The sequence below is a fragment of the Aquirufa aurantiipilula genome (assembly GCF_019923745.1).
GTDB classification, from domain to species: Bacteria; Bacteroidota; Bacteroidia; order Cytophagales; family Spirosomataceae; genus Aquirufa; species Aquirufa aurantiipilula.
The window spans coordinates 47,358-66,930 of record NZ_JAANOG010000001.1 but is presented as its reverse complement, the minus strand read 5'-3'; the positions used below and the strand labels follow the sequence as shown (position 1 = coordinate 66,930).

Below are 19,573 nucleotides of genomic sequence, written 5' to 3'. Positions count from 1 at the left end.
TACAATAAAATCGATTTCCTTTCGTCTTAGATGGGAAATTTAACATAAGGCTTTTAATTTGCATGATGCTATCCAAAGAGGAAATCAAATTCATTCAAGAACATGCTCAAGATGATCCTTATCAGTTAAGTCTGTCAAAAGGTCAAATTGACGGTATTTCATTACAAAAGTTAGTTCCTCAAATTCAAGCTAGACAAAAGCTGGTGCACAAATTACCATCATGGATATCAAATAATAATGTCTTTTTCCCGCCCCAACTAAACCTTGAACAAGCTTCGTCGGAAGATACTGCTCTTTTTAAAGCTGGATTAGTACATGGAAAAATAATTGACTTAACTGGAGGAATGGGGGTCGACAGCTGGGCATTTGCCAAAAAAGGAAATACCCTTACCTATGTGGAAAGAGATGAAAAATTAGGTCAGATTACTCAGCACAATCATCAGGTCTTATTAGGTGATACCATTCAACATGTTTTTGGTGACGGGATAGACTATATGAAAAAGCATCCTTTGGATTGGGATTATATCTACTTGGATCCAGCCAGACGGGGATCTAAAGGTGAAAAAGTGATTTTATTGGAAGATTGCGAACCCAATGCCATTGAACTTTTACCTTTGATTGAAAATGGCACCCAATTATTAATAAAAACTAGTCCACTACTCGATATCACTCGAGCTATACAAAGCCTACAAGGGGTAGATCGAGTCTGGATCATTTGTGTGAAAAATGAGGTTAAGGAATTACTTTTTCTTAAGTCCAAGGATGCCAACATGGACCCTATCCTAGAAGTTCATGAATTAAGTTTAGCGAAAAGTCTGATTTTTCAAGGGAAATTGAGTGATGAACGAGAGGCTTTAATTACTCATAGTACTTTGGATCAATACTTGTATGAGCCACATGCGGGAATTTTAAAGGCTGGATTTTTTAAATCAATTGCAGGGACTACCCTTCATAAATTGGGAATTAATACCCATTTGTATACATCCACTAAACTAGAAGCTACTTTTCCTGGAAGGCAATTTCAGGTAATAGCCCATGGAAATCCAGATAAAAAGTGGATTGAAGCCAATATTCCTTCTGGGAAAGCCAATATTAGTACGAGAAACTTCCCAATGAGTCCTGAAGAAATTCGTAAGAAATGGAAGATAAAGGAAGGTGGACCTTGGACACTTTTTGCTTATCAAGATGTTCACCAAAAAAATGTCTTCGCACTTACCGAAAAATGTCCAGTAAATTGATTTCGTATTTTGACTAAAAAATTTACCTTTGTTCTTTATATTCAACAAATTAAGCCTATGTCTAAGTATTTTTTCCTAGCGGTATTTGTTTTCGGCGCCTTCGTTAGTCAAGCTCAGATATTTTCAGGCATGACCGAGATTGAACGTTCAAAAAAAGAAGGCTTTTATACTTATCTTGGTTCAGAGGAAAAATACGCCATTGAAAGCTGGAAAAACTATTTGAAGAAATTTGGTCGAGTTGAAAACGGTAAAGGAGGAGCTATCAACAGTTTTGATACACGTATTTCATCCATTTCCAAGAACTCATTCCCCTTGCTCTCTAAAATTTCGGAAGAAAATAATAAAACAAAATTGTTTGTTTCAATAGCTCTAGGTCCTGATGACTACATTCAAACAGGGCATGCTCAATTCAAAGAAGCTACTGCTTGGTTAGAAGACTTTATTCAAATTCTCAATTTAGAAGAAGCCGTAAGAAAAGAAGAGCAAAAACTAGCTAACCTGACAAGTCAAAAGATTAAAAATACGAAGTCTGCAGAGAGGTTGCTTAGAGAATTAGAGGCAAACAAAAAGCAAACGGAATTATTAACCAAGAAATTGGAAGAAGCTAAATTGGAAAAAGAGAAGTTACTCGCAAACCAAGAGCAGAATAAATTAGATCAAAAAGCTACTGAAGACGCTTTAATTCTTCAAAATCAAGCATTAGAGTCAGCAAAAAAGAAAATAAAAGACTAAACCCATGAAAAAATCAATTCATTTTTTGGGAGTATTCATGATATACATCATGACGAGTAGTTTTGGATTGGTAGAATATTCTGCCATGAGACCACAAACCTATTTTGTGGGAATAGATAGTACTAAGCAATTCAAGCAGCCTTTAGTTAACTCAGCAAAAAAAGAGATAAATCAGGTCCAGAAAAAAGAAGATGAGAATCAACAAGATGGACAATTGAATGAAGAAAGCAGTCATTGGTCTAAATATATTGTTCTAGGGGCTAAAGCCATCTTTTCAACATTACTTAGTCTTGTAAGTTATATGATTAAGTAAATCCACCCTTATGCCATCATTTAGAGTCCAAACGCCCATAAATTCACCTATTGAATATGTTTGGTCTCTATTTGATAAAGAATTACTAACCAAATTATCCCCACCATTCCCTCCTATTTCCATCAATCGATTTGATGGTTGTAAAAAAGGTGATTTAGTCCAATTGGAAATCAAATTGGGCTTTTTTAGTTTATATTGGGATTCTGAAATTACGGAAGATTTTGAAAGTGCTGATAAAATCTATTTTATCGATGAAGGAAGACGCATTCCTTTAGGTATAAAACAATGGAAACATCAGCACATTTTGGAAAAACTGGCCAATAATCAAACCATGGTCATTGATCAGATTACTTATTCCACTTCCTCCAAATTTTTAGATATTCTACTTTATCCCTTACTTTGGGGAATGATTGCCTACCGCAAACCTTTTTATAAGTCTTTACTTACACTTCGCTAAACAATATGAAATTAAGCCTTACTCAAAAAATCATCTTAGGTTTCATCCTAGGACTCGCTTTAGGAGAATACTTCTTCCTCTCCTTTTCTCCTGAAGAAAGTCATGAATGGGCGCAACGATTTCAAGTGATATCCAAAATTTTCCTGCGCTTAATCAAAATGATAGTAGGGCCATTGGTTTTTTGTACGCTGGTGGTGGGAATAGCCAAATTAGGTGACTTTAAAGCTGTCGGTAGAATTGGTTTAAAAACGATTGGATATTTTTATTTTGCTACCCTACTCTCCTTGGTTACGGGTTTAGTTGTTGTAAATATCACCCAACCGGGAAGTTTACAATCTTGGCCAAAACCTGCTGCTGGAACATCCACAGGCATAGATGCCTCTAAAGTAAAGACATTAGAAGATTTCATATTACATATTTTCCCTGATAGTTTTTTCAAGGCTTTAGCTGAAAATGAAATCCTTCAAATTGTCATCTTTTCCTTATTCTTTGGAGTTGCTTTAGGCTCGATTGGTGAAACAGGAAAAAAGCTAATTCATGTTTTTGAGAACTTAGCCGAAGTTGTATTTAAGATGGTTAATTATGTGATGGAAGTAGCTCCTTATGCTGTTTTTGCGGCCATGACTACTGTAGTAGCGAATAAAGGTTTAAGCATCTTAATTAGTTATGGTTATTTAATGATATGCTTCTTGGGTGGCCTTTTATTTTTTACGGTCGTCATTTTATGGTTAATCTGTATTTTCAATAAAATACCATATTGGGCCTTATTAAAAGAGCTTAAAGAAGCCTTATTAATTTCCTTTTCTACCGCTAGTTCAGAGGCATCTTTTCCCCAAACCATTGCCGCTTTAGAGCGATTTGGTTGCAGTCGCAGAATTGTAGGTTTTGTATTACCCCTAGGATATAGTTTCAATTTAGATGGGTCCATGTTGTACATGACTTTTGCTACTGGATTCATCGCTCAAGCTTATGGTGTACATTTAAGCTTAGAGCAACAAATCACCATGCTGTTGACCTTGATGATTACTTCCAAAGGAATAGCAGGTGTCCCTAGAGCATCTTTGGTAATTATTGCAGGAACCTTAACCATGTTTAATTTACCGGCAGAAGGAATTGCATTGTTATTAGGAGTTGACCCCTTCTTGGATATGGGAAGAACTGTAACGTCAGTGGCAGGAAACGGAGTAGCAACTTGCGTGGTATCTAAGTGGGAAGGGGAATTTAATCCACCTACGAACGCTTAAAAGTCATTTCTACAGCTTTTCTAGCTGGAAAAATGGAGGCTAAAAAAGTGATAATGATGACCACCAAAGAGGTTTGCAAGAAATCCGCTATCCGCATTTGAATGGGATAAGCATCAATCAATGAATTGGGTATTCCCAAAGATATGATCCCAAATTCCTGTTGGATATAGCCTAAACCGTATCCCAAAATCATGCCAATGATAGCCCCTGAAAAGCTAATCAATACTCCAACCAATAAGAAGGTTTGAAACATGTGTTTTTTGGTAAAACCCATGGCCAACAAGGTGGAAAGGTCTTTCTTTTTCTCAATCACCAACAAAGAAAGAGCATAAAATAAAGTGAAAGAGGCAATTCCCATCACAAAAGCCATGATGAGGAAAACAAAGAATTTTTCAATCTTTATAGCTTTCAAAAGGGCGGCATGTTGCTCATCTCGTGTCTGAACTTGAAAGGAGTTACCTAATAAAGATGTCAATTTTGATTTTACTTGTTGTTCATCAGCTGTATCACCTACCATAATTTCCAAGGCTGAAATTTGATTTTCAACTCCCATCAATTCCTCCATCCAAGCTAGTGGCACTAAAATCATTTGATTATCAAAGGATTGCTCGACTTCCATCACACCTGAAGGAAAAAATCGATTACTTCGTATGGATTGTTCGTTGACGGTGAAACGCTTTAAGGCCTGATGGTTGGGATACCATGCTTCGATAGGAGTAAATACATCTTCAAAACTCATACCCATATTCAGAAAAACTCCAATTCCCACTACAGCAAAGGCATGCTCTCCATTTTGTATAAAATAATCTCCTTCCACCACTTGTTTTTTTAAGCGCTCAGCCTTCAAAAAATCTTCATCCACTCCTTTAAAACGAACCACCAATTGCTTGTTTTTATAACGAATTAGGGCTTGATCCTCTAAAATAGGGTTGACAAAGCGTACTCCTTCTAATGACTTTACAGCTGTTAATTGCTGGGCTGAAAGAGTAAATCGAGCATCCTTGGTAGAAATGACCTTTAAATCTGGATCATAGGTTTTGAATAAACCTTTTTGAAATTCTTCTAAACCATTAAAAACTGACAAAATCAAAATTAGAGCCATGACTTCCACTCCCACCCCCAGCATGGAAATACGGGAAATGAAGGTGATAAAACTCGCCTTAGACTTGGTGAAAAAATACCTTTTTGCAACAAATAAGGGTAGATTCAAGGGAATACAATTTATTTATCTTCCTCGTCAGTAGCTGGAGGAATGACTAATCCTTCAAATAATGCTTCAATTTTAGCTGCATAAGCAGCAGTATCGTCTAAATAGAACGACAAATGAGGAATGATTCGTACTTGATGGCGAATACGATTGGCTAAGGCATTGCGAATCGCTTTAGTTTTTTCTTCCAAAATATCCACGATTGCCTGAGGATTTTCTACTAAAAGAAAGCTCAAATAACAACGAGCTGCCGATAAATCTGGGCTCATTTTTACATCCGTAATAGTGACCATACCTTTTCCAAAAATCTCTTTAAATTCCTTTTGAAAGATATCACTTAAATCCTTTTGTATTTGTCGACCAAACTTTTGTTGACGCTTGCTTTCCATATTTCTCCTTTCTTTACCTAAAAATCTCACAAATTTCAGAATAATAATTGGATTAACCGTAATTTAGGGACGGTGTTCCAAAAATATGTTCCAAATTTTCAAATCTGATTCCATCTTGCCTACGCTTTTGTTGGTAGCAATTTGGCTTATAAGTTTATTTTATATCCAGCAATGGGGTTTAGCTCCATTTCCTTGGGAGATTAAGAATTATTTATTGGGCCAAAAGCTGAATCAAGGATTTTTGATTTATGAGGACATTAGCGACAATACAGCTCCATTAGCCGCTCTATTTTATCAGATTGTGCAATGGTTTTCCATTCCTGTTCATTGGAATATTTATTTATCTACCATCATCGTAATTTATCAAAGCTATATTTTCCAACAAACCATACAGCGCTTTGAGTTAATGCCACAAATTGGGTATTTACCTTTTTTGATGTATGCCATTATCTTTCATTTATCCTTAGAGTTTTTAGCACCTGGACCTGCTTTAGTTGGCTTAACATTCTTATTGCTGGCATGGCGAGAAATTATTTATCAACAAAGAACTTTACAAGTCAATGATCGTGTGATACTCATTGGTATTTACATCGCCATTGCTAGTTTATTTTACTTGAGTTATTCCTTATTCTTTGTTTGGGCTTTGTTGAGTCTACTCTTTTATTCGGGTATCACCTTACGACAAATTGTTTTAATGTTCATCGGGTTCTTAATGGTTTTCTCATTAAATATTTTGTTTTTCTCGATCAATGGGAATTTACCTTTCATGATTCAGGTTTTTAAACGCTCGGCTTTTCAATTTCAGGTCCCTGAACAATTGGAAGTCACTCAAATAGCTGGAGTTTTTGCTCCTGCTTTATTCATTGGAATTTGGGGATTTTGGTTGGTTTTACGTAGTAGAAGAATTCGTTCCAATGCCCAAAAAGGACAGCAAACCAATTTAATTTGGCTCATTACTGCCGTGTTGGCAACCTTGACCGTTCCATCCTTGATTCGTATCAATTTGCTATTTTTCCTTCCTGCTCTAGCCTATTTTGGATTAAATATTTTTCATTTAAGTAGCAATGCCATTTTAAAAGAAATAGCTATTTGGTTATTGATTGCAGGAACCTGGTACAATGTGCAAATAGAAGTCAAAAACAAGGATCGTGAGCGCATACCCGATCCAACATTAACTTTAAAAAATCAACGATTGATGGTCTTAGGGCCTCAAATTGAGGAATATTTAGGAAACCAGATGGTTGGTCCTTTTGTTAATTGGGATTTAGCTAAACCTCTTTTCTCCAATTTGGATCAATACAAAAACGTAGTTTTACTTCATGAATATTTTGAAAAAGACGCTCCAGATTATATTTACGATGCAGAAAACAACATCAAAAAACTGAGTGTCTATTTACCTAGTTTGAAGAAGTCGTATCGACAAATCTCACCCAAACTATACCAAAAGAATTAGCTGCAAGAAATTTTACCAACACGTCCTTGATGGCGGCCACCTTCAAAAGGGGTTTCAATAAATGCTGCTAAGCAAGCTTTTGCTTCCTCTAAAGAAATGAAGCGAACAGGTAAACAAATAACATTGGCATCATTATGTTGACGAATTAATTTAGCTACTTCAACATTCCATGCTAATCCAGCACGAATTCCTTGATGCTTATTGGCTGTAATAGCTACTCCATTGGCACTTCCACACAATAACAATCCAAAACGCTGTTCACCATTTTCTACGGCCGAAGCCACAGGATGAGCAAAATCTGGATAATCCACGGAATCCGCAGAAAAAGTACCATAATCCTTCACTGTGATTCCTCTTTCAGATAAGAAATCAATCAAATCATTTTTATAATCAAATCCGGCGTGATCACCACCAACAGCAAAAGTTAAGCTCATTGTCTTGTATTTTAGTTCTAAATTCTTGACAAAGGTAAGCGGATAAATCCTACATTTGCGTAGTATCAAAAGAATAAATTTATGTTGGAGAACGATCGGCAGCACGAAGAAGAAAAAATCAAAAAAGCATTTGGAGACAAAACCTGGGCACAAATAAAATCGGAAGAATCTTGGAGGATTTTCAAGATTATGAGTGAGTTTGTGGAAGGCATTGATAAACTTTCAAAAATTGGTCCATGTGTTTCCATATTCGGATCAGCCAGAACAAAACCAGACAATCCCTATTACCAAGTTGCAGAAGAAATTGCCGCCAAATTGGTAAGACACGGCTATGGTGTTATTACTGGTGGTGGTCCAGGTATCATGGAAGCAGGTAATAAAGGAGCAAAAACTGAAGGTGGTAGATCCGTTGGATTAAATATTGAATTACCCTTTGAACAATTTGCCAATCCTTATATTGACCACGATAAGAATATCAATTTTGATTTCTTCTTTGTCAGGAAAGTGATGTTTGTAAAATATTCACAAGGATTTATCATTATGCCGGGTGGCTTTGGCACATTAGATGAAATGTTTGAATCATTAACCCTCATTCAAACCCATAAAATTGGCCGTTTTCCTGTAGTATTGGTAGGAACGGACTATTGGAAAGGTTTAATTGATTGGGTAAAAAACACCATGATAATTCAAGGGAATATCAATGAAGAAGATTTGGATTTATTTTCCTTAGTAGATACCCCCACCGAAGCAGTTCGCGTGATTGATGAATTCTACGCTAAATACCTATTGAAACCAAACTTCTAAGCCTTTTTAAAAAAGGTCTTCAAGTCTTGTATATTCAAAGCATTCAAGGTTAAGGAACGCAACAAACCTCCTTTTCTACCTACTTTGACCCCATATTCCATATCTCTGATGCCTTCAATTTGGTGGGCATCAGGGTTGATGGAAACATATATCCCTTTGTCCATGGCATCATATATGTATCGCCAATCTAAATCCAAGCGATACGGACTTGCATTCAATTCAATACTAACACCATTGGCCTTACAGGCATCTAAAATCTTGTCCATATGCAATGGAAAACCAGCGCGCGTAAGTAATAGTCGACCTGTAGGATGACCCAATATGGAAGTATAAGGATTTTCAATAGCCTTAATGACACGGGGCATGGAGCGGTCTATATCCATGGCCAACTGGGCATGTACCGAAGCTACCACATAATCAAATCGAGCTAAAACAGATGCATCATAATCCAAAGAACCGTCCGGTAAAATATCAGCTTCTATACCTTTTAAGATACAGAAATCGTTCCATTGCGCATTCAATTGGTCAATTTCTTCCTGCTGAGCTATGACACGATCTTCTTTCAAGCCATTGGCATAGGCAGCATATTGAGAGTGATCTGCAATACCAAAATATTGTAATCCTTGTGCTCGACAAGCCTCAGCCATTTCTAATAAGGTATTTTTACCATCGGAATAGGTGGAATGATTGTGTAGACATCCTTTCAAGTCGGAATATTGAATCAATTCTTCGGACTGATACTTTTGCGACCACTCAAATTCCTTAAATCCTTCCCGCATTTCAGGAATGATGTAGGGCAAATTCAAGGTATCATACACTTCTTTATCAGAGGAAATCGACTTCCCTTGAAAATGCTTATAAAATTGAATTGCGGTCAAATGTTCTGGATGAGCCACCTGTTGAAATAAGGCATTTTCCCATTGATCTGGAGCTATTACGTGGATTTGAATTGCTAATAAATGGCCATGAAAAAATCCCCTCCAAGTAAATGGAGATGATTCTTTGATATCCTCTTCCATTCCTTCAATGGAATTGATGAGCGAGCCTGAGCCAAAAATATCGGTTGATTCTACCAAGAAAACAAGTTCAGAAATGACTTCACAATTCCTAGACAAGTCCCCTGCTTCGGCTACTTGACTGAATTTCGATTTCAACTGCTCCAAAATGATTTGGGACAGATGGGTAGCTTTATCCAATCGAAGCTTTTTGGAGTTTTGTTTGAGAAACTGAATGTATAACTGCACATTTTCTTGAACGGCTTTTCCAAAGCCTTTCAATTGCTCCAAGCGATTTTCCTCACAAGCAGTTAATAAATCATCTAAATCAGTAATACCCATTTCCTTCCAAATAAGTCCAACTTTCTTGGGTCCTAGACCTTTGATTTTCAACAAATTCAGTATCCCTGGAGGAGTTTGTTCCAATATTCCATCTAAGTCGGAACTACTCCCAACTTGAATTAAATCTAAAATGATTTTAACAATGGATTTACCTACACCGGGTATTTGTAATAATTCAGATTCTGAAAGAGAGGAAATTTTACCGGGATACTTATCCAATCCACGGGCAGCAAAAGCTAGATTCTTGCTTTTAAACTCGTTTATCCCATGGACATCCCATAGTTTCACCAACAATTCTAGTGCGTCGACAATTTCATCATTTCCCATGCCCAAAGATAAGCCTAAAAAAGATTCAATTGCTGAATGAGGCCAGGATATCCTTCATGTTTTAACAACCATTCTTTTCTCCACAATTCTCCTCGATAACCCACTAAGGAGCCATCAGATCCGATTACTCGATGACATGGCACTAACAAGAGAACCGGATTTTGGGCATTGGCATTTCCAACTGCCTGAGCCGCTTTAGGTTGTTCGATTAACTCGGCTATTTGTTGGTAGGACATTACCTCTCCTACTGGAATTTCTAACAAAGCTGACCAAACTTTCTTTTGAAAAGTAGTCGCTGATGAAAAATCAACAGGACAAGTCCACTTCCAATTAGGTTTCTCAAAATATGCATCCAAGTTCCTAACAACTTCTTCTTGCATCCTTTTTAACTTATCGGGTATGACATCATTACCCCCTTGTTCTACAAATTGTAATGAAGTCAAGCCTTTATCTGAAAGTCCAATTTGTAAAAACCCGATGGGTGAATGGTAGAAAAACATAATTTAATTGTAAATGGTAAATGGTGAATGGTGAATGATTTTATAACAAATTTGATCAGGTAATTTGATTATTAAATGTACCCAAGAGAAATTATTATTATATTAAATACGAATAAAAGTTTACCAAAGTATTAAGTAATCATCAACGATATAGAAGATATACAATCCAATTTACCACTTACCATTAACCATTTACCATTCAAAAGTTCTTTTTTTTCCAGAAATAAAATCCTAAATTATTACCTAATCAAGCATTGCATAAATAATAAGGCCTATGAATTTCTCATTTAAAGATTACCAAACAGAAGGATTTTACGACGAAATGTTTAGTCCGGAAGGACTAGTTCGTGAAGGATATGAACCATTTAAAGAACGCGTAGAACAATTAAGTAAAGAAGAGTTTTTACGTCGACATCAATCTGCCGAAAGAGCCTTAATGGCCATGGGGATTACGTTCAATGTCTATTCTGAAAATGAAGGTACAGAGCGTATTATGCCCGTAGATATCATCCCTAGAATAGTGAATGGTTCTGATTGGAATAATGTGGAGAAGGGGCTAGTACAGCGAATCACAGCATTAAATTTATTTTTATCCGATATTTATTCCGATCAAAAAATCATCAAAGACGGAATCATTCCCAAAGAAGTTATTTATTCTTCCAAAAACTTTTTAGCTCCTTGCATGGGGATTAAGCCACCTAAAAACATTTGGATTCATATTACAGGCACGGATTTGATACGTGGTGACAATGGAGAATTCATGGTATTGGAAGACAATTTACGCTGTCCATCCGGTGTATCCTATATGTTGGAAAACAGGGAATTATTCAAACAAACATTTCCTGAGGTAGTGGCCAAAACTCAGATTAGAACCATTTCTGATTACCCACATAAACTGTTGGAAATGTTACGTTTCATCAGCGATCGCCCCGAGCCTACTGTGGTGGTTTTAACTCCAGGTATTTACAATTCGGCCTATTTTGAACATTCCTATTTAGCTCAACAAATGGGTGTAGAATTAGTGGATGCTAGGGATTTGGTCGTTCATGAGGGCTATGTCAAAATGCGTACAACCAAAGGTTTCAAAATCGTAGATGTGATTTACCGTCGTATTGATGATACCTTCTTAGACCCGCAAACTTTCAATCCTGATTCCATGATTGGTATTCCGGGTATATTTGAAGTGTATAAAAAAGGTAGAGTCGCCTTAGCCAATGCACCTGGCACAGGAGTGGCCGATGATAAGGTAATCTATGCTTATGTCCCTAAAATCATCAAATACTATTTAGGCGAAGATGCCATCTTACCTAATGTGGAAACCTACATCTGTGGCGAAGAAGCCGACAGAAAATATGTCTTAGAAAACATTGAAAAACTGGTGGTGAAAGAAGCCAATGAAGCAGGAGGATATGGGATGTTGATTGGCCCCAAATCAACTAAAGAGGAACAAGAAAAATTCAAGAAATACATTTTAGAAAATCCTAGAAACTACATTGCTCAACCGACTATATCCTTGTCGCGAGTACCTTGTTTGATAGAAGACCATCCAGAAGGGCGCCATGTGGACTTAAGACCTTATATTTTATACGGAAATGAAGTCAAGGTAATCCCAGGAGGTTTAACCCGTGTAGCACTTAGAAAAGGCTCCTTAGTAGTCAATTCCTCACAAGGCGGCGGCTCGAAGGACACGTGGGTGCTTTATTAGTTGTTAGGGATTAGGGTTTAGTTATTAGAAAATGTAGATGGTAGAATAGAGAACGAAGATTTTTAGTTCATGGATTTATGTCACATTCTTTACTACTTGAACTGTTAAGGACTCATGTAAAAGAATGTGGCATGATGACCACAAAAAATCAAACTCGAAGAAATCAAGAATTTCACCAACGTTTACATCACTTGAACACTAGTGAAAACTGAATGAATGGCAAGTTTTACACGCTACTTACAAGGACTTGAATAAATCAATTAGGGTAAATTCGTGTCATGCCTATTTTGGGTATAGCATCTTTGATTGGCTCTCCACCAGAAAAATAAGCCACTATGATTATTGTGGCTATTGTTTGTAATTTTACTTTACATGGAAATAATTTACATTCAATGATACTTCCGACAAAACATGATTTCAGATAAAAATTTTGCCCGAATTGCAGTGCTTTGCTATTTAATGGTAATTGCTACCGGATTGTTTTCAGAAGTTTTTGTCAGGCAAGCATTACGAGTGCCCAATAATGCATTGGCAACTGCCCACAATATTCAAACGAATGAAATGCTGTATCGTTGGGGTTTTGCTGCTGACCTGATCAATTTTGTTATAGGAATACCCACCATATTGATCATGTATCACTTTTTCAAAAAATCGAATAAGCTCATCCTGCAAATTGCTTTAGCCATGGTTATTATTCAAACGGCCATTATTGCAGTCAATCTATTAAATCAAATTACCCCCTTGTTACTTTTAAGTAATGACGCTTACTTAACACCTTTTCAACCAAGCCAACTCGCAACACTCTCTCTTTTGTCCTTGAATATTCAAGCACAAGGTTATGGAATTGGTTTAGTATTCTTTGGATTTTATTGTATGATAATTGGATATATCATTTTCAAAACCAATGCAATACCAAAAATTATTGGCTTATTATATGCCATAGCTGGACTCTGCTATTTGATCAATAGTTTTACCATGTTTCTCTCCAAAGGATTTGCCAATCCTATGTTCATGTTCCTTGCCATTCCGATTTTTGTAGGTGAATTGTCTCTTTGTTTGTGGTTACTCATCAAAGGAATTGACACATCAAAGTGCTAAGATTTGCCTAAGCTTAGATTTGTCAAATTTTGAAAATTTGACAAATCTCAAACACTAAACCCTAAACAAGAATAACTAGTATATCTGGTTTCTCACCAAATCCTCCAAAGTATCTCTTTTGCGAACTAGTTTAGCTTCTGCATGGTCCACTAATACTTCGGCAGGAAGAAAGCGAGAATTATAATGTGAGGCCATCGTAAAACCATAGGCACCTGCATTCGCGAAGGCTATTACATCCCCTTCGTTCACTTCATTTAGTATACGTTCGTTTTGATTTCCATCAAAATCAAAAGAGAAAGTATCTGTTTCACATATATTTCCTACCACACGGTAAGCGTCTTGCTGAGCATCTTCCTCATTGGAAGCATTGAAAATATAATGATAAGAACCGTACATCATAGGACGAATCAAATGGTTCAATCCTGAATTAATGCCCACAAATGTTTTAATAGGATCACGCTTAACCACCGTTGCGGTAGTCAATAAAGTTCCAGCTTCTGACACTAAAAACTTACCTGGTTCCACCCAAAGCTTCAATTCTTTGCCATAATGGGCACAAAATTTCAAGAAGGCATTGCCCATGATTTGACCAATCTCCTGCATGTTTACCCCTGGATCTTCAGGAGAATAAGGTACTTTAAATCCTCCTCCCAAATCCATCAATTCTAAATCTGGAAAGTCCTTCGCAAATTCAAACAAAGCAGAAGCTGCTTGCTCAAAAGTCTTTCCATCTTTAATATCAGAACCCGTATGTTGATGTAAACCAATGACTTTGATTTGATATTGATTCACTAAATTCAAAATCTCCGCTTTTTGATGAATCGATATACCAAATTTAGATTCTGGATGAGCTGTCATGATTTTGGCATTTCCTCCTCCATAAACGTGAGGCTTAATACGCAATAAACAAGGTACAGATGATCCATATTGTTGGCCAAATTTTTCTAAGACCGACAAATTATCCAAATTCACAATCGCTCCTTTAGAAACGGCAAATTCGATTTCCGCAAATTCCACTCCACTGGGTGTGAAGGTTATTTGGTCGCCTCGATATCCTGCCAATAAACCTAATTCCAATTCCTGTGGCGAAACCACATCCAAGTCCACTCCTTCTGCCAACATCAACTTTAATACCGAGATATTCGTATTTGCCTTACAAGCGTACTTGATCGACAAGGATATATCATCAAAAGCCGATCGAAGAACCGAGATTTTTTCTCTAATTTTGTCGGCATTATATACGTAAAGAGGTGTACCAAATTGTTTGGCAAGGGTTGTCAAAGGAATACCTTGAATGGAATAATAGGCCATTGTAAATAAATTAAGGCACAAAGATAGTGCTAATCTTCTTATCTATGCAGTCAACAAACAAAATAAGACTAATCCTACTCAGCTTATTCTTCGGAATTTCAGCCATTTTTTCTGCTTGGGCACAGGTAAAAAGTGGTCCCATGTTGGGCTATTCTGAAATGAAAGAAGTCTTAATCTGGGTACAAACTCAAAAGCCTGCTCAGGTGAAAATCAAATATTGGGAAAAAGGTAGTGATGCTAATAAATCGATTCATCATTCTTCCTCCATAAGCACACAAAAATCTCAAGCCAATATCGCTCGAATCATTGCCGACGAAGTTAGCATGGGTAAAAAATACACCTATGAAGTGTGGGTAGATAACAAAAAGGTCAATTTTGACTACCCTTTGGAATTTCAAACGCAGGCTCTTTGGCAATACCGAACTGATCCTCCTAACTTCCAATTTGTAGTAGGTTCTTGTAATTACATCAATGAAGAGGCTACCGACAGACCCGGAAGACCCTATGGCGGAGCGGATGAAATCTACAAGGCGATTTACGACAAAAAGCCTGATTTCATGATTTGGGGTGGCGACAACTTTTATTACCGTGAAGCAGATTGGAATACAAGAACGGGCATGATTCATCGCAATGACCATACCCGTGGACAAAAATCTGTTCAGCCTTTATTGGCAAGTACGCACCATTATGCCATTTGGGATGACCATGATTATGGCCCTAATGACGCTGATCGTTCATTTGCATTAAAAAATACCTCGCTAGAATTGTTTAAATTGTATTGGGGTAACCCCAATTTTGTTTATCCCAATGAAGCTGTTACCGGTATGTTCCAATGGGCCGATGTCGAGTTTTTCATGATGGATGACCGTTGGTTTAAAGCCCCCAATGATGAGAAGAATCCAGCCAAGGATTACTTTGGACAAAAGCAATTGCAATGGTTATTAGATGCTTTAACGACCAGTAGAGCAAGTTTTAAAATCATTGTGAATGGTGGACAAGTGATTAATCCTGCCAAAGTATTTGAAAACATGGCCAACTATGAACAAGAGCACAACCAATTATTGAAAGAGATTAAAAATAGAAATATCCCTGGTGTATTGTTCATTTCAGGTGACCGTCATTGGTCAAGTTTTTGGAAAATGGAACGCCCAGGTACCTATCCTTTGTTTGATTTAACAGTTTCCCCATTAACAGCAGGAACTGCCAAACCTACTCCAGAGGATTTAAATAAAACCTTAGTGCCAGGAACAGTGAGCGATCAACGTGCTTTTGCCCATATTTCTGTTAGTGGTCCACTAAAAGATCGTATATTAGAGATTAATTTAGTGAATTCAGAAGGGAAGGAATTGTGGAAACAACGTATCACATCAAGTCAATTGAAATAATATGGAAGTTGTATTAAACCGAGTAGATCAAGATTTTCATTTCGAAGCCAGAGGCAATTCTGCCATACCAGTTCATATCGATGCCGCTGAAGGAATCGGTGGGCATAATGCAGGCGCTAGACCCATGGAATTACTTTTGATGGGTTTAGGAGGTTGTACAGCTATTGATGTCATCTTAATTTTAAAGAAACAAAGACAAGTCGTAGATGATTTTCAAATCCGCGTTTCAGGTATGCGAGAAAAAATTGAAGGAACAGAAAAAACGCCGTTTAGAACGATCAACATTCAGTTTGAATTACAAGGTAATATTGACGGCACAAAAGCATTGAAAGCTATACAAATGTCCATGGATAAATATTGCTCAGCTACTGCCCAATTAGAACCAAGTTCTGTGATTACCCATACTCTATTGTTGAACGGTGAAGCCTTTGAAATTTAATCCATGAAAGTATATTTAGACCTATTACGCCATATTAAAGAAAACGGAACCTTTAAATCGGACCGTACAGGTACAGGAACTTTAAGTGTATTTGGCTACCAAATGCGTTTCAACTTAGAGGAGGGTTTCCCCATGTTGACTACTAAAAAAGTACATACCAAATCCATCATTTACGAGTTATTGTGGTTCTTGAAGGGCGAAACTAATATTCAGTACTTAAAAGAACATGAAGTTTCTATTTGGGATGAGTGGGCCAATGAAAACGGAGATTTAGGGCCTGTTTATGGTAAACAATGGCGTTCTTGGGAAGGTCCCAATGGTCAAGTTATTGACCAAATCAAAGAAGTTATTCATACGCTAAAAACCAACCCAGATTCTCGTAGAATCATTGTTTCTGCTTGGAATGTTGCTGATTTACCTAAAATGGCCTTAATGCCTTGCCATGCCCTATTCCAGTTTTATGTAGCTGACGGAAAATTATCATGTCAGTTATACCAACGTTCGGCTGATGTATTCTTGGGGGTTCCATTTAACATTGCTAGCTATGCCCTATTAACCATGATGATAGCTCAGGTATGTGATTTAGGCCTAGGAGATTTTGTATGGACTGGTGGAGATACTCACCTATATTCCAATCATATGGAACAAGTGGAGAAACAATTATCTCGTGAACCGAGAGCTTTGCCACAAATGAAAATTAATCCTGCCGTGAAAGATATCTTTGAATTTACTTACGAGGATTTCACTCTTGAAAACTATGACCCTCATCCAGGTATTAAGGCTCCGGTGGCCGTGTAAACAGTGATTAGTTATTAGGGTTTAGGTATTAGAAAAATAACTAAACCCTAATAACTAATCACTAAACCCTATTAACTAATCACTTCCAACAATTCTCCTCACCACCTCTGCGGCATTCAATCCCTGTGATTCTGCTTTGTAGTTCAAAATAATACGATGTTGAAGAACGGGCACAGCAACAGCACGTACGTCTTCCACATTGGGTGAAAATCTACCTTGCAATAAGGCGCGGCATTTCGCAGCTAAAATCAAATTTTGAGATGCTCTAGGACCAGCCCCCCAAGAAATATAGGAATTGGTCACTTCGGTAGACAAAGCGGAATTAGGTCTTGTTTGATGTACCCATTTTACAGCTGTTTCAACTACATGATCTGGTACAGGTACTCGCTTAACCAATTGTTGGTATTCCAATAAAGTATGTGCATTTAAAATAGATGCTGGCAGGGTCTCCGCATTTGATTTCTCTGACATACGTACCACGGCAACTTCTTCTTCGTAGGATGGATAATCCAAGACCAACATGAACAAAAAGCGGTCTAACTGCGCCTCTGGAAGCGGATAGGTTCCTTCCTGTTCAATGGGATTCTGCGTAGCTAAGACAAAGAATGGTTTAGGTAAAGGATAACTCTCACCTGCTACCGACACGGTTTCTTCTTGCATAGCTTCTAATAAGGCAGATTGCGTCTTAGGAGGTGTACGGTTGATTTCATCCGCTAATACGATATTGGAAAAAATTGGTCCACGATTAAACACAAAATTCCTTTGTCCATCCATTACTTCCGCCCCAATGATATCAGAGGGCATTAAATCTGGAGTAAATTGTATCCTGCGAAACTCCAAATCCGTCAATGCAGCCACCGTATGTACCAAACGAGTTTTGGCTAATCCTGGTACACCTACTAATAAACAGTGTCCCTCGCAAAACAAGGAAATGAGAAGTAAATCAATAATTTCATCTTGACCTACAATACGTTCTGCAACGGCTGTTTTGATACGTTGGAAATCCTTAACAAATGATTCGGCTAATTGTACGTCGTTCATTATTATTCCGTTACACTTCCCGCTAATAAATTACAGTCTTTATACTCGTCATCAATGAAAATAAAGACATCATCTTTCGCTTTCATAAACCATTTTTCTACAGCTTGGTTCTTTTTACGGGTCAAAGCAATGGCTGCAATCTTTTGATAATCATCTTTCAAATTGGCAAAGTGTGGAGGATGCTTCGCTTTGAAATATAAAACACGAACAGCACTTCTTCCATCTTCTGTACGGTAAGGGATGGGGGTTGAAATAGTTCCCACTTTCATCGAATCCAAGGAGAAATACAAACCTGGCTCCATGCCACTATCAAATGGCATACGAGTAGTACGGGTGCCTGGATCGATCAACATACCACCTGCATCTTGTGTAGGTTTATCTTCTGAAAAGTCTCTAGCAGCACGGTCAAACTTGATGGAATCACGTTGAATCAAGACACGGATACTATCCAAAAACTTAGTTGGTTCTGTCAAATCAAGTTTTTGATAATCAGGACGTAATAAAATATGTCGTGCATGGTATTCTTGTCCACGAACCTCTAATAACTGAATTAAGTGAAATCCAAATTCCGACTCCACAACATCCGACATGACACCCGGTTTCAACTTTAAAGCTGCTGCCTCAAAAGGAGCAACCATTTGTCCACGCTTGGAGAAACCTAAATCTCCTCCTCTTTTTCCACTACCCAAATCTTCTGAATATAATTTGGCTAATTCCTCAAAACTCTCTCCTTTTTCTACACGCTTACGGTAATCCAATAATTTAGCAATTAACTCCTCCTTTTGGTTTTTATTAGGTTGAGCTAAACGAACAATATGACCCACTTCCACCTCTGAAGGCAAATAAGGCAAGGAATCCGTAGGGATAGCCGCAAAAAAGGCCGCCACCTCTTTCGGTGTAATTTTCACATCACCAGTGATCTTATCTTGCATTTTACGGCCTGTCAACTGTTCTTTCAAAGATGTACGTAAATCTTCTTTTAAATTAACAATGGATTTACCAAAAGCTTCAACAATGTTTTTAGAAGACCCGTATTGTGTTTCCATTTGATCCATACGGGAATTTAATTCCATTTCTACGCGCTTATCTTCCACAATCACCGAGTCAATTTCTGCTTTGGCTAACATCAACTTATTGATAACAAGTCCTTCCAACAACTGACAGCGAGTAGGTGTATTGGCTTGTCCACTCGACAAATACTGTTGGTATTGCTGTTCAACCTCTGATTTCAAAATATAGTGGTTGTCGACTTTGACAATGATCTTATCTAACAAAGTTCCTTTACTTGCTTCTTGTGCAAATGTTGCCCAAGACAGCATCAACATCACTCCTCCAAAAATCCAACGATTCAATTTCATAAA

At 37.4% G+C, this 19,573-nt stretch carries 20 protein-coding genes; 12 read left to right on the top strand and 8 right to left on the bottom strand.

Annotated features, from left to right (window positions below):
• Nucleotides 1–62 precede the first annotated feature (62 nt).
• Genes G9H60_RS00290 through G9H60_RS00270 form a run of 5 tightly spaced genes read left to right on the top strand, consistent with a single transcriptional unit; the run spans nucleotide 63 to nucleotide 3,984 of the window.
• Nucleotides 63–1,238, top strand: a complete 1,176-nt coding sequence (locus tag G9H60_RS00290) for a class I SAM-dependent methyltransferase (RefSeq protein ID WP_223142138.1) — start codon at nucleotides 63–65, stop codon at nucleotides 1,236–1,238.
• Nucleotides 1,239–1,295: 57 nt separating this feature from the next.
• Nucleotides 1,296–1,970 carry a hypothetical protein gene (locus tag G9H60_RS00285; RefSeq protein ID WP_223142137.1) on the top strand — a complete coding sequence of 225 codons (675 nt, stop codon included), beginning with the start codon at nucleotides 1,296–1,298 and terminating at the stop codon, nucleotides 1,968–1,970.
• A gap of 4 nt (nucleotides 1,971–1,974) precedes the next feature.
• Complete coding sequence (locus tag G9H60_RS00280) at nucleotides 1,975–2,283, top strand: hypothetical protein (protein ID WP_223142136.1); 309 nt, start codon at nucleotides 1,975–1,977, stop codon at nucleotides 2,281–2,283.
• Between the two features lie 10 nt (nucleotides 2,284–2,293).
• Complete coding sequence (locus tag G9H60_RS00275) at nucleotides 2,294–2,740, top strand: SRPBCC family protein (RefSeq protein ID WP_223142135.1); 447 nt, start codon at nucleotides 2,294–2,296, stop codon at nucleotides 2,738–2,740.
• A 5-nt stretch (nucleotides 2,741–2,745) separates the two neighbouring features.
• Nucleotides 2,746–3,984 (top strand): dicarboxylate/amino acid:cation symporter, encoded by a 1,239-nt coding sequence (locus tag G9H60_RS00270; RefSeq protein WP_223142134.1) that lies wholly within the window; start codon nucleotides 2,746–2,748, stop codon nucleotides 3,982–3,984.
• On the opposite strand, the gene G9H60_RS00265 is transcribed toward G9H60_RS00270, so the two are convergent.
• Together G9H60_RS00265 and rbfA are read right to left on the bottom strand one after the other, a co-directional pair.
• Complete coding sequence (locus tag G9H60_RS00265) at nucleotides 3,971–5,194, bottom strand: ABC transporter permease (RefSeq protein ID WP_223142133.1); 1,224 nt, start codon at nucleotides 5,192–5,194, stop codon at nucleotides 3,971–3,973. The genes G9H60_RS00270 and G9H60_RS00265 overlap by 14 nt on opposite strands.
• Before the next feature lie 11 nt (nucleotides 5,195–5,205).
• Nucleotides 5,206–5,580, bottom strand: a complete 375-nt coding sequence (gene rbfA / locus G9H60_RS00260; protein WP_223142132.1) for a 30S ribosome-binding factor RbfA — start codon at nucleotides 5,578–5,580, stop codon at nucleotides 5,206–5,208.
• Nucleotides 5,581–5,665: 85 nt separating this feature from the next.
• Here rbfA and G9H60_RS00255 point away from each other — a divergent pair, with 85 nt between their 5' ends.
• Nucleotides 5,666–7,033: a hypothetical protein gene (locus G9H60_RS00255; protein WP_223142131.1), complete on the top strand. Its 1,368-nt coding sequence runs from the start codon at nucleotides 5,666–5,668 to the stop codon at nucleotides 7,031–7,033.
• Here the strand turns inward: G9H60_RS00255 and rpiB are convergent.
• On the bottom strand, nucleotides 7,030–7,467 hold the full coding sequence (gene rpiB, locus G9H60_RS00250; RefSeq protein WP_223142130.1) for a ribose 5-phosphate isomerase B: 438 nt from the start codon (nucleotides 7,465–7,467) through the stop codon (nucleotides 7,030–7,032). The genes G9H60_RS00255 and rpiB overlap by 4 nt on opposite strands.
• Before the next feature lie 81 nt (nucleotides 7,468–7,548).
• Here rpiB and G9H60_RS00245 point away from each other — a divergent pair, with 81 nt between their 5' ends.
• Nucleotides 7,549–8,271: an LOG family protein gene (locus G9H60_RS00245; protein ID WP_223142129.1), complete on the top strand. Its 723-nt coding sequence runs from the start codon at nucleotides 7,549–7,551 to the stop codon at nucleotides 8,269–8,271.
• On the opposite strand, the gene G9H60_RS00240 is transcribed toward G9H60_RS00245, so the two are convergent.
• Nucleotides 8,268–9,935 carry a helix-hairpin-helix domain-containing protein gene (locus G9H60_RS00240; protein ID WP_223142128.1) on the bottom strand — a complete coding sequence of 556 codons (1,668 nt, stop codon included), beginning with the start codon at nucleotides 9,933–9,935 and terminating at the stop codon, nucleotides 8,268–8,270. The two genes, G9H60_RS00245 and G9H60_RS00240, sit on opposite strands and share 4 nt — an antisense overlap.
• Before the next feature lie 14 nt (nucleotides 9,936–9,949).
• Nucleotides 9,950–10,435: a methylated-DNA--[protein]-cysteine S-methyltransferase gene (locus G9H60_RS00235; protein ID WP_223142127.1), complete on the bottom strand. Its 486-nt coding sequence runs from the start codon at nucleotides 10,433–10,435 to the stop codon at nucleotides 9,950–9,952.
• 274 nt (nucleotides 10,436–10,709) lie between these two features.
• Here G9H60_RS00235 and G9H60_RS00230 point away from each other — a divergent pair, with 274 nt between their 5' ends.
• Entirely contained in the window at nucleotides 10,710–12,140 is a 1,431-nt protein-coding gene (locus tag G9H60_RS00230) for a circularly permuted type 2 ATP-grasp protein (protein ID WP_223142126.1), read from the top strand.
• A gap of 411 nt (nucleotides 12,141–12,551) precedes the next feature.
• Entirely contained in the window at nucleotides 12,552–13,238 is a 687-nt protein-coding gene (locus G9H60_RS00225) for a DUF4386 domain-containing protein (RefSeq protein ID WP_223142125.1), read from the top strand.
• 75 nt (nucleotides 13,239–13,313) lie between these two features.
• Here the strand turns inward: G9H60_RS00225 and lysA are convergent, their stop codons facing one another.
• The gene (gene lysA, locus G9H60_RS00220; RefSeq protein ID WP_223142124.1) at nucleotides 13,314–14,549 is read right to left on the bottom strand and encodes a diaminopimelate decarboxylase; all 1,236 of its coding nucleotides are present in this window, start codon (nucleotides 14,547–14,549) and stop codon (nucleotides 13,314–13,316) included.
• 44 nt (nucleotides 14,550–14,593) lie between these two features.
• Between lysA and G9H60_RS00215 the strand changes: the two genes are divergently transcribed.
• The 3 genes from G9H60_RS00215 to G9H60_RS00205 are packed head-to-tail and all read left to right on the top strand — an operon-like array spanning nucleotide 14,594 to nucleotide 17,171.
• Nucleotides 14,594–15,934: an alkaline phosphatase D family protein gene (locus G9H60_RS00215; protein WP_223142123.1), complete on the top strand. Its 1,341-nt coding sequence runs from the start codon at nucleotides 14,594–14,596 to the stop codon at nucleotides 15,932–15,934.
• Nucleotide 15,935: 1 nt separating this feature from the next.
• Nucleotides 15,936–16,373 carry an OsmC family protein gene (locus G9H60_RS00210; protein ID WP_223142122.1) on the top strand — a complete coding sequence of 146 codons (438 nt, stop codon included), beginning with the start codon at nucleotides 15,936–15,938 and terminating at the stop codon, nucleotides 16,371–16,373.
• 3 nt (nucleotides 16,374–16,376) lie between these two features.
• Nucleotides 16,377–17,171 (top strand): thymidylate synthase, encoded by a 795-nt coding sequence (locus tag G9H60_RS00205; protein ID WP_109322699.1) that lies wholly within the window; start codon nucleotides 16,377–16,379, stop codon nucleotides 17,169–17,171.
• Between the two features lie 75 nt (nucleotides 17,172–17,246).
• Here G9H60_RS00205 and G9H60_RS00200 read toward each other — a convergent pair whose 3' ends face one another.
• On the bottom strand, nucleotides 17,247–18,212 hold the full coding sequence (locus tag G9H60_RS00200) for an AAA family ATPase (protein WP_223142121.1): 966 nt from the start codon (nucleotides 18,210–18,212) through the stop codon (nucleotides 17,247–17,249).
• A 2-nt stretch (nucleotides 18,213–18,214) separates the two neighbouring features.
• The gene (locus G9H60_RS00195; protein WP_223142120.1) at nucleotides 18,215–19,570 is read right to left on the bottom strand and encodes a peptidylprolyl isomerase; all 1,356 of its coding nucleotides are present in this window, start codon (nucleotides 19,568–19,570) and stop codon (nucleotides 18,215–18,217) included.
• Nucleotides 19,571–19,573 lie beyond the last annotated feature (3 nt).

Excerpts from the sequence above, each read along its gene's own strand:
- lysA (WP_223142124.1), bottom strand. The coding sequence starts at position 14,549 with ATGGCCTATTATTCCATTCAAGGTATTCCTTTGACAACCCTTGCCAAA.
- G9H60_RS00240 (WP_223142128.1), bottom strand. The coding sequence starts at position 9,935 with ATGGGAAATGATGAAATTGTCGACGCACTAGAATTGTTGGTGAAACTA.
- G9H60_RS00255 (WP_223142131.1), top strand. The coding sequence starts at position 5,666 with ATGTTCCAAATTTTCAAATCTGATTCCATCTTGCCTACGCTTTTGTTG.
- G9H60_RS00245 (WP_223142129.1), top strand. The coding sequence starts at position 7,549 with ATGTTGGAGAACGATCGGCAGCACGAAGAAGAAAAAATCAAAAAAGCA.
- G9H60_RS00230 (WP_223142126.1), top strand. The coding sequence starts at position 10,710 with ATGAATTTCTCATTTAAAGATTACCAAACAGAAGGATTTTACGACGAA.
- G9H60_RS00285 (WP_223142137.1), top strand. The coding sequence starts at position 1,296 with ATGTCTAAGTATTTTTTCCTAGCGGTATTTGTTTTCGGCGCCTTCGTT.
- rbfA (WP_223142132.1), bottom strand. The coding sequence starts at position 5,580 with ATGGAAAGCAAGCGTCAACAAAAGTTTGGTCGACAAATACAAAAGGAT.
- G9H60_RS00280 (WP_223142136.1), top strand. The coding sequence starts at position 1,975 with ATGAAAAAATCAATTCATTTTTTGGGAGTATTCATGATATACATCATG.
- G9H60_RS00225 (WP_223142125.1), top strand. The coding sequence starts at position 12,552 with ATGATTTCAGATAAAAATTTTGCCCGAATTGCAGTGCTTTGCTATTTA.
- rpiB (WP_223142130.1), bottom strand. The coding sequence starts at position 7,467 with ATGAGCTTAACTTTTGCTGTTGGTGGTGATCACGCCGGATTTGATTAT.
- G9H60_RS00210 (WP_223142122.1), top strand. The coding sequence starts at position 15,936 with ATGGAAGTTGTATTAAACCGAGTAGATCAAGATTTTCATTTCGAAGCC.
- G9H60_RS00275 (WP_223142135.1), top strand. The coding sequence starts at position 2,294 with ATGCCATCATTTAGAGTCCAAACGCCCATAAATTCACCTATTGAATAT.
- G9H60_RS00290 (WP_223142138.1), top strand. The coding sequence starts at position 63 with ATGATGCTATCCAAAGAGGAAATCAAATTCATTCAAGAACATGCTCAA.
- G9H60_RS00205 (WP_109322699.1), top strand. The coding sequence starts at position 16,377 with ATGAAAGTATATTTAGACCTATTACGCCATATTAAAGAAAACGGAACC.
- G9H60_RS00270 (WP_223142134.1), top strand. The coding sequence starts at position 2,746 with ATGAAATTAAGCCTTACTCAAAAAATCATCTTAGGTTTCATCCTAGGA.
- G9H60_RS00215 (WP_223142123.1), top strand. The coding sequence starts at position 14,594 with ATGCAGTCAACAAACAAAATAAGACTAATCCTACTCAGCTTATTCTTC.
- G9H60_RS00200 (WP_223142121.1), bottom strand. The coding sequence starts at position 18,212 with ATGAACGACGTACAATTAGCCGAATCATTTGTTAAGGATTTCCAACGT.
- G9H60_RS00195 (WP_223142120.1), bottom strand. The coding sequence starts at position 19,570 with ATGAAATTGAATCGTTGGATTTTTGGAGGAGTGATGTTGATGCTGTCT.
- G9H60_RS00235 (WP_223142127.1), bottom strand. The coding sequence starts at position 10,435 with ATGTTTTTCTACCATTCACCCATCGGGTTTTTACAAATTGGACTTTCA.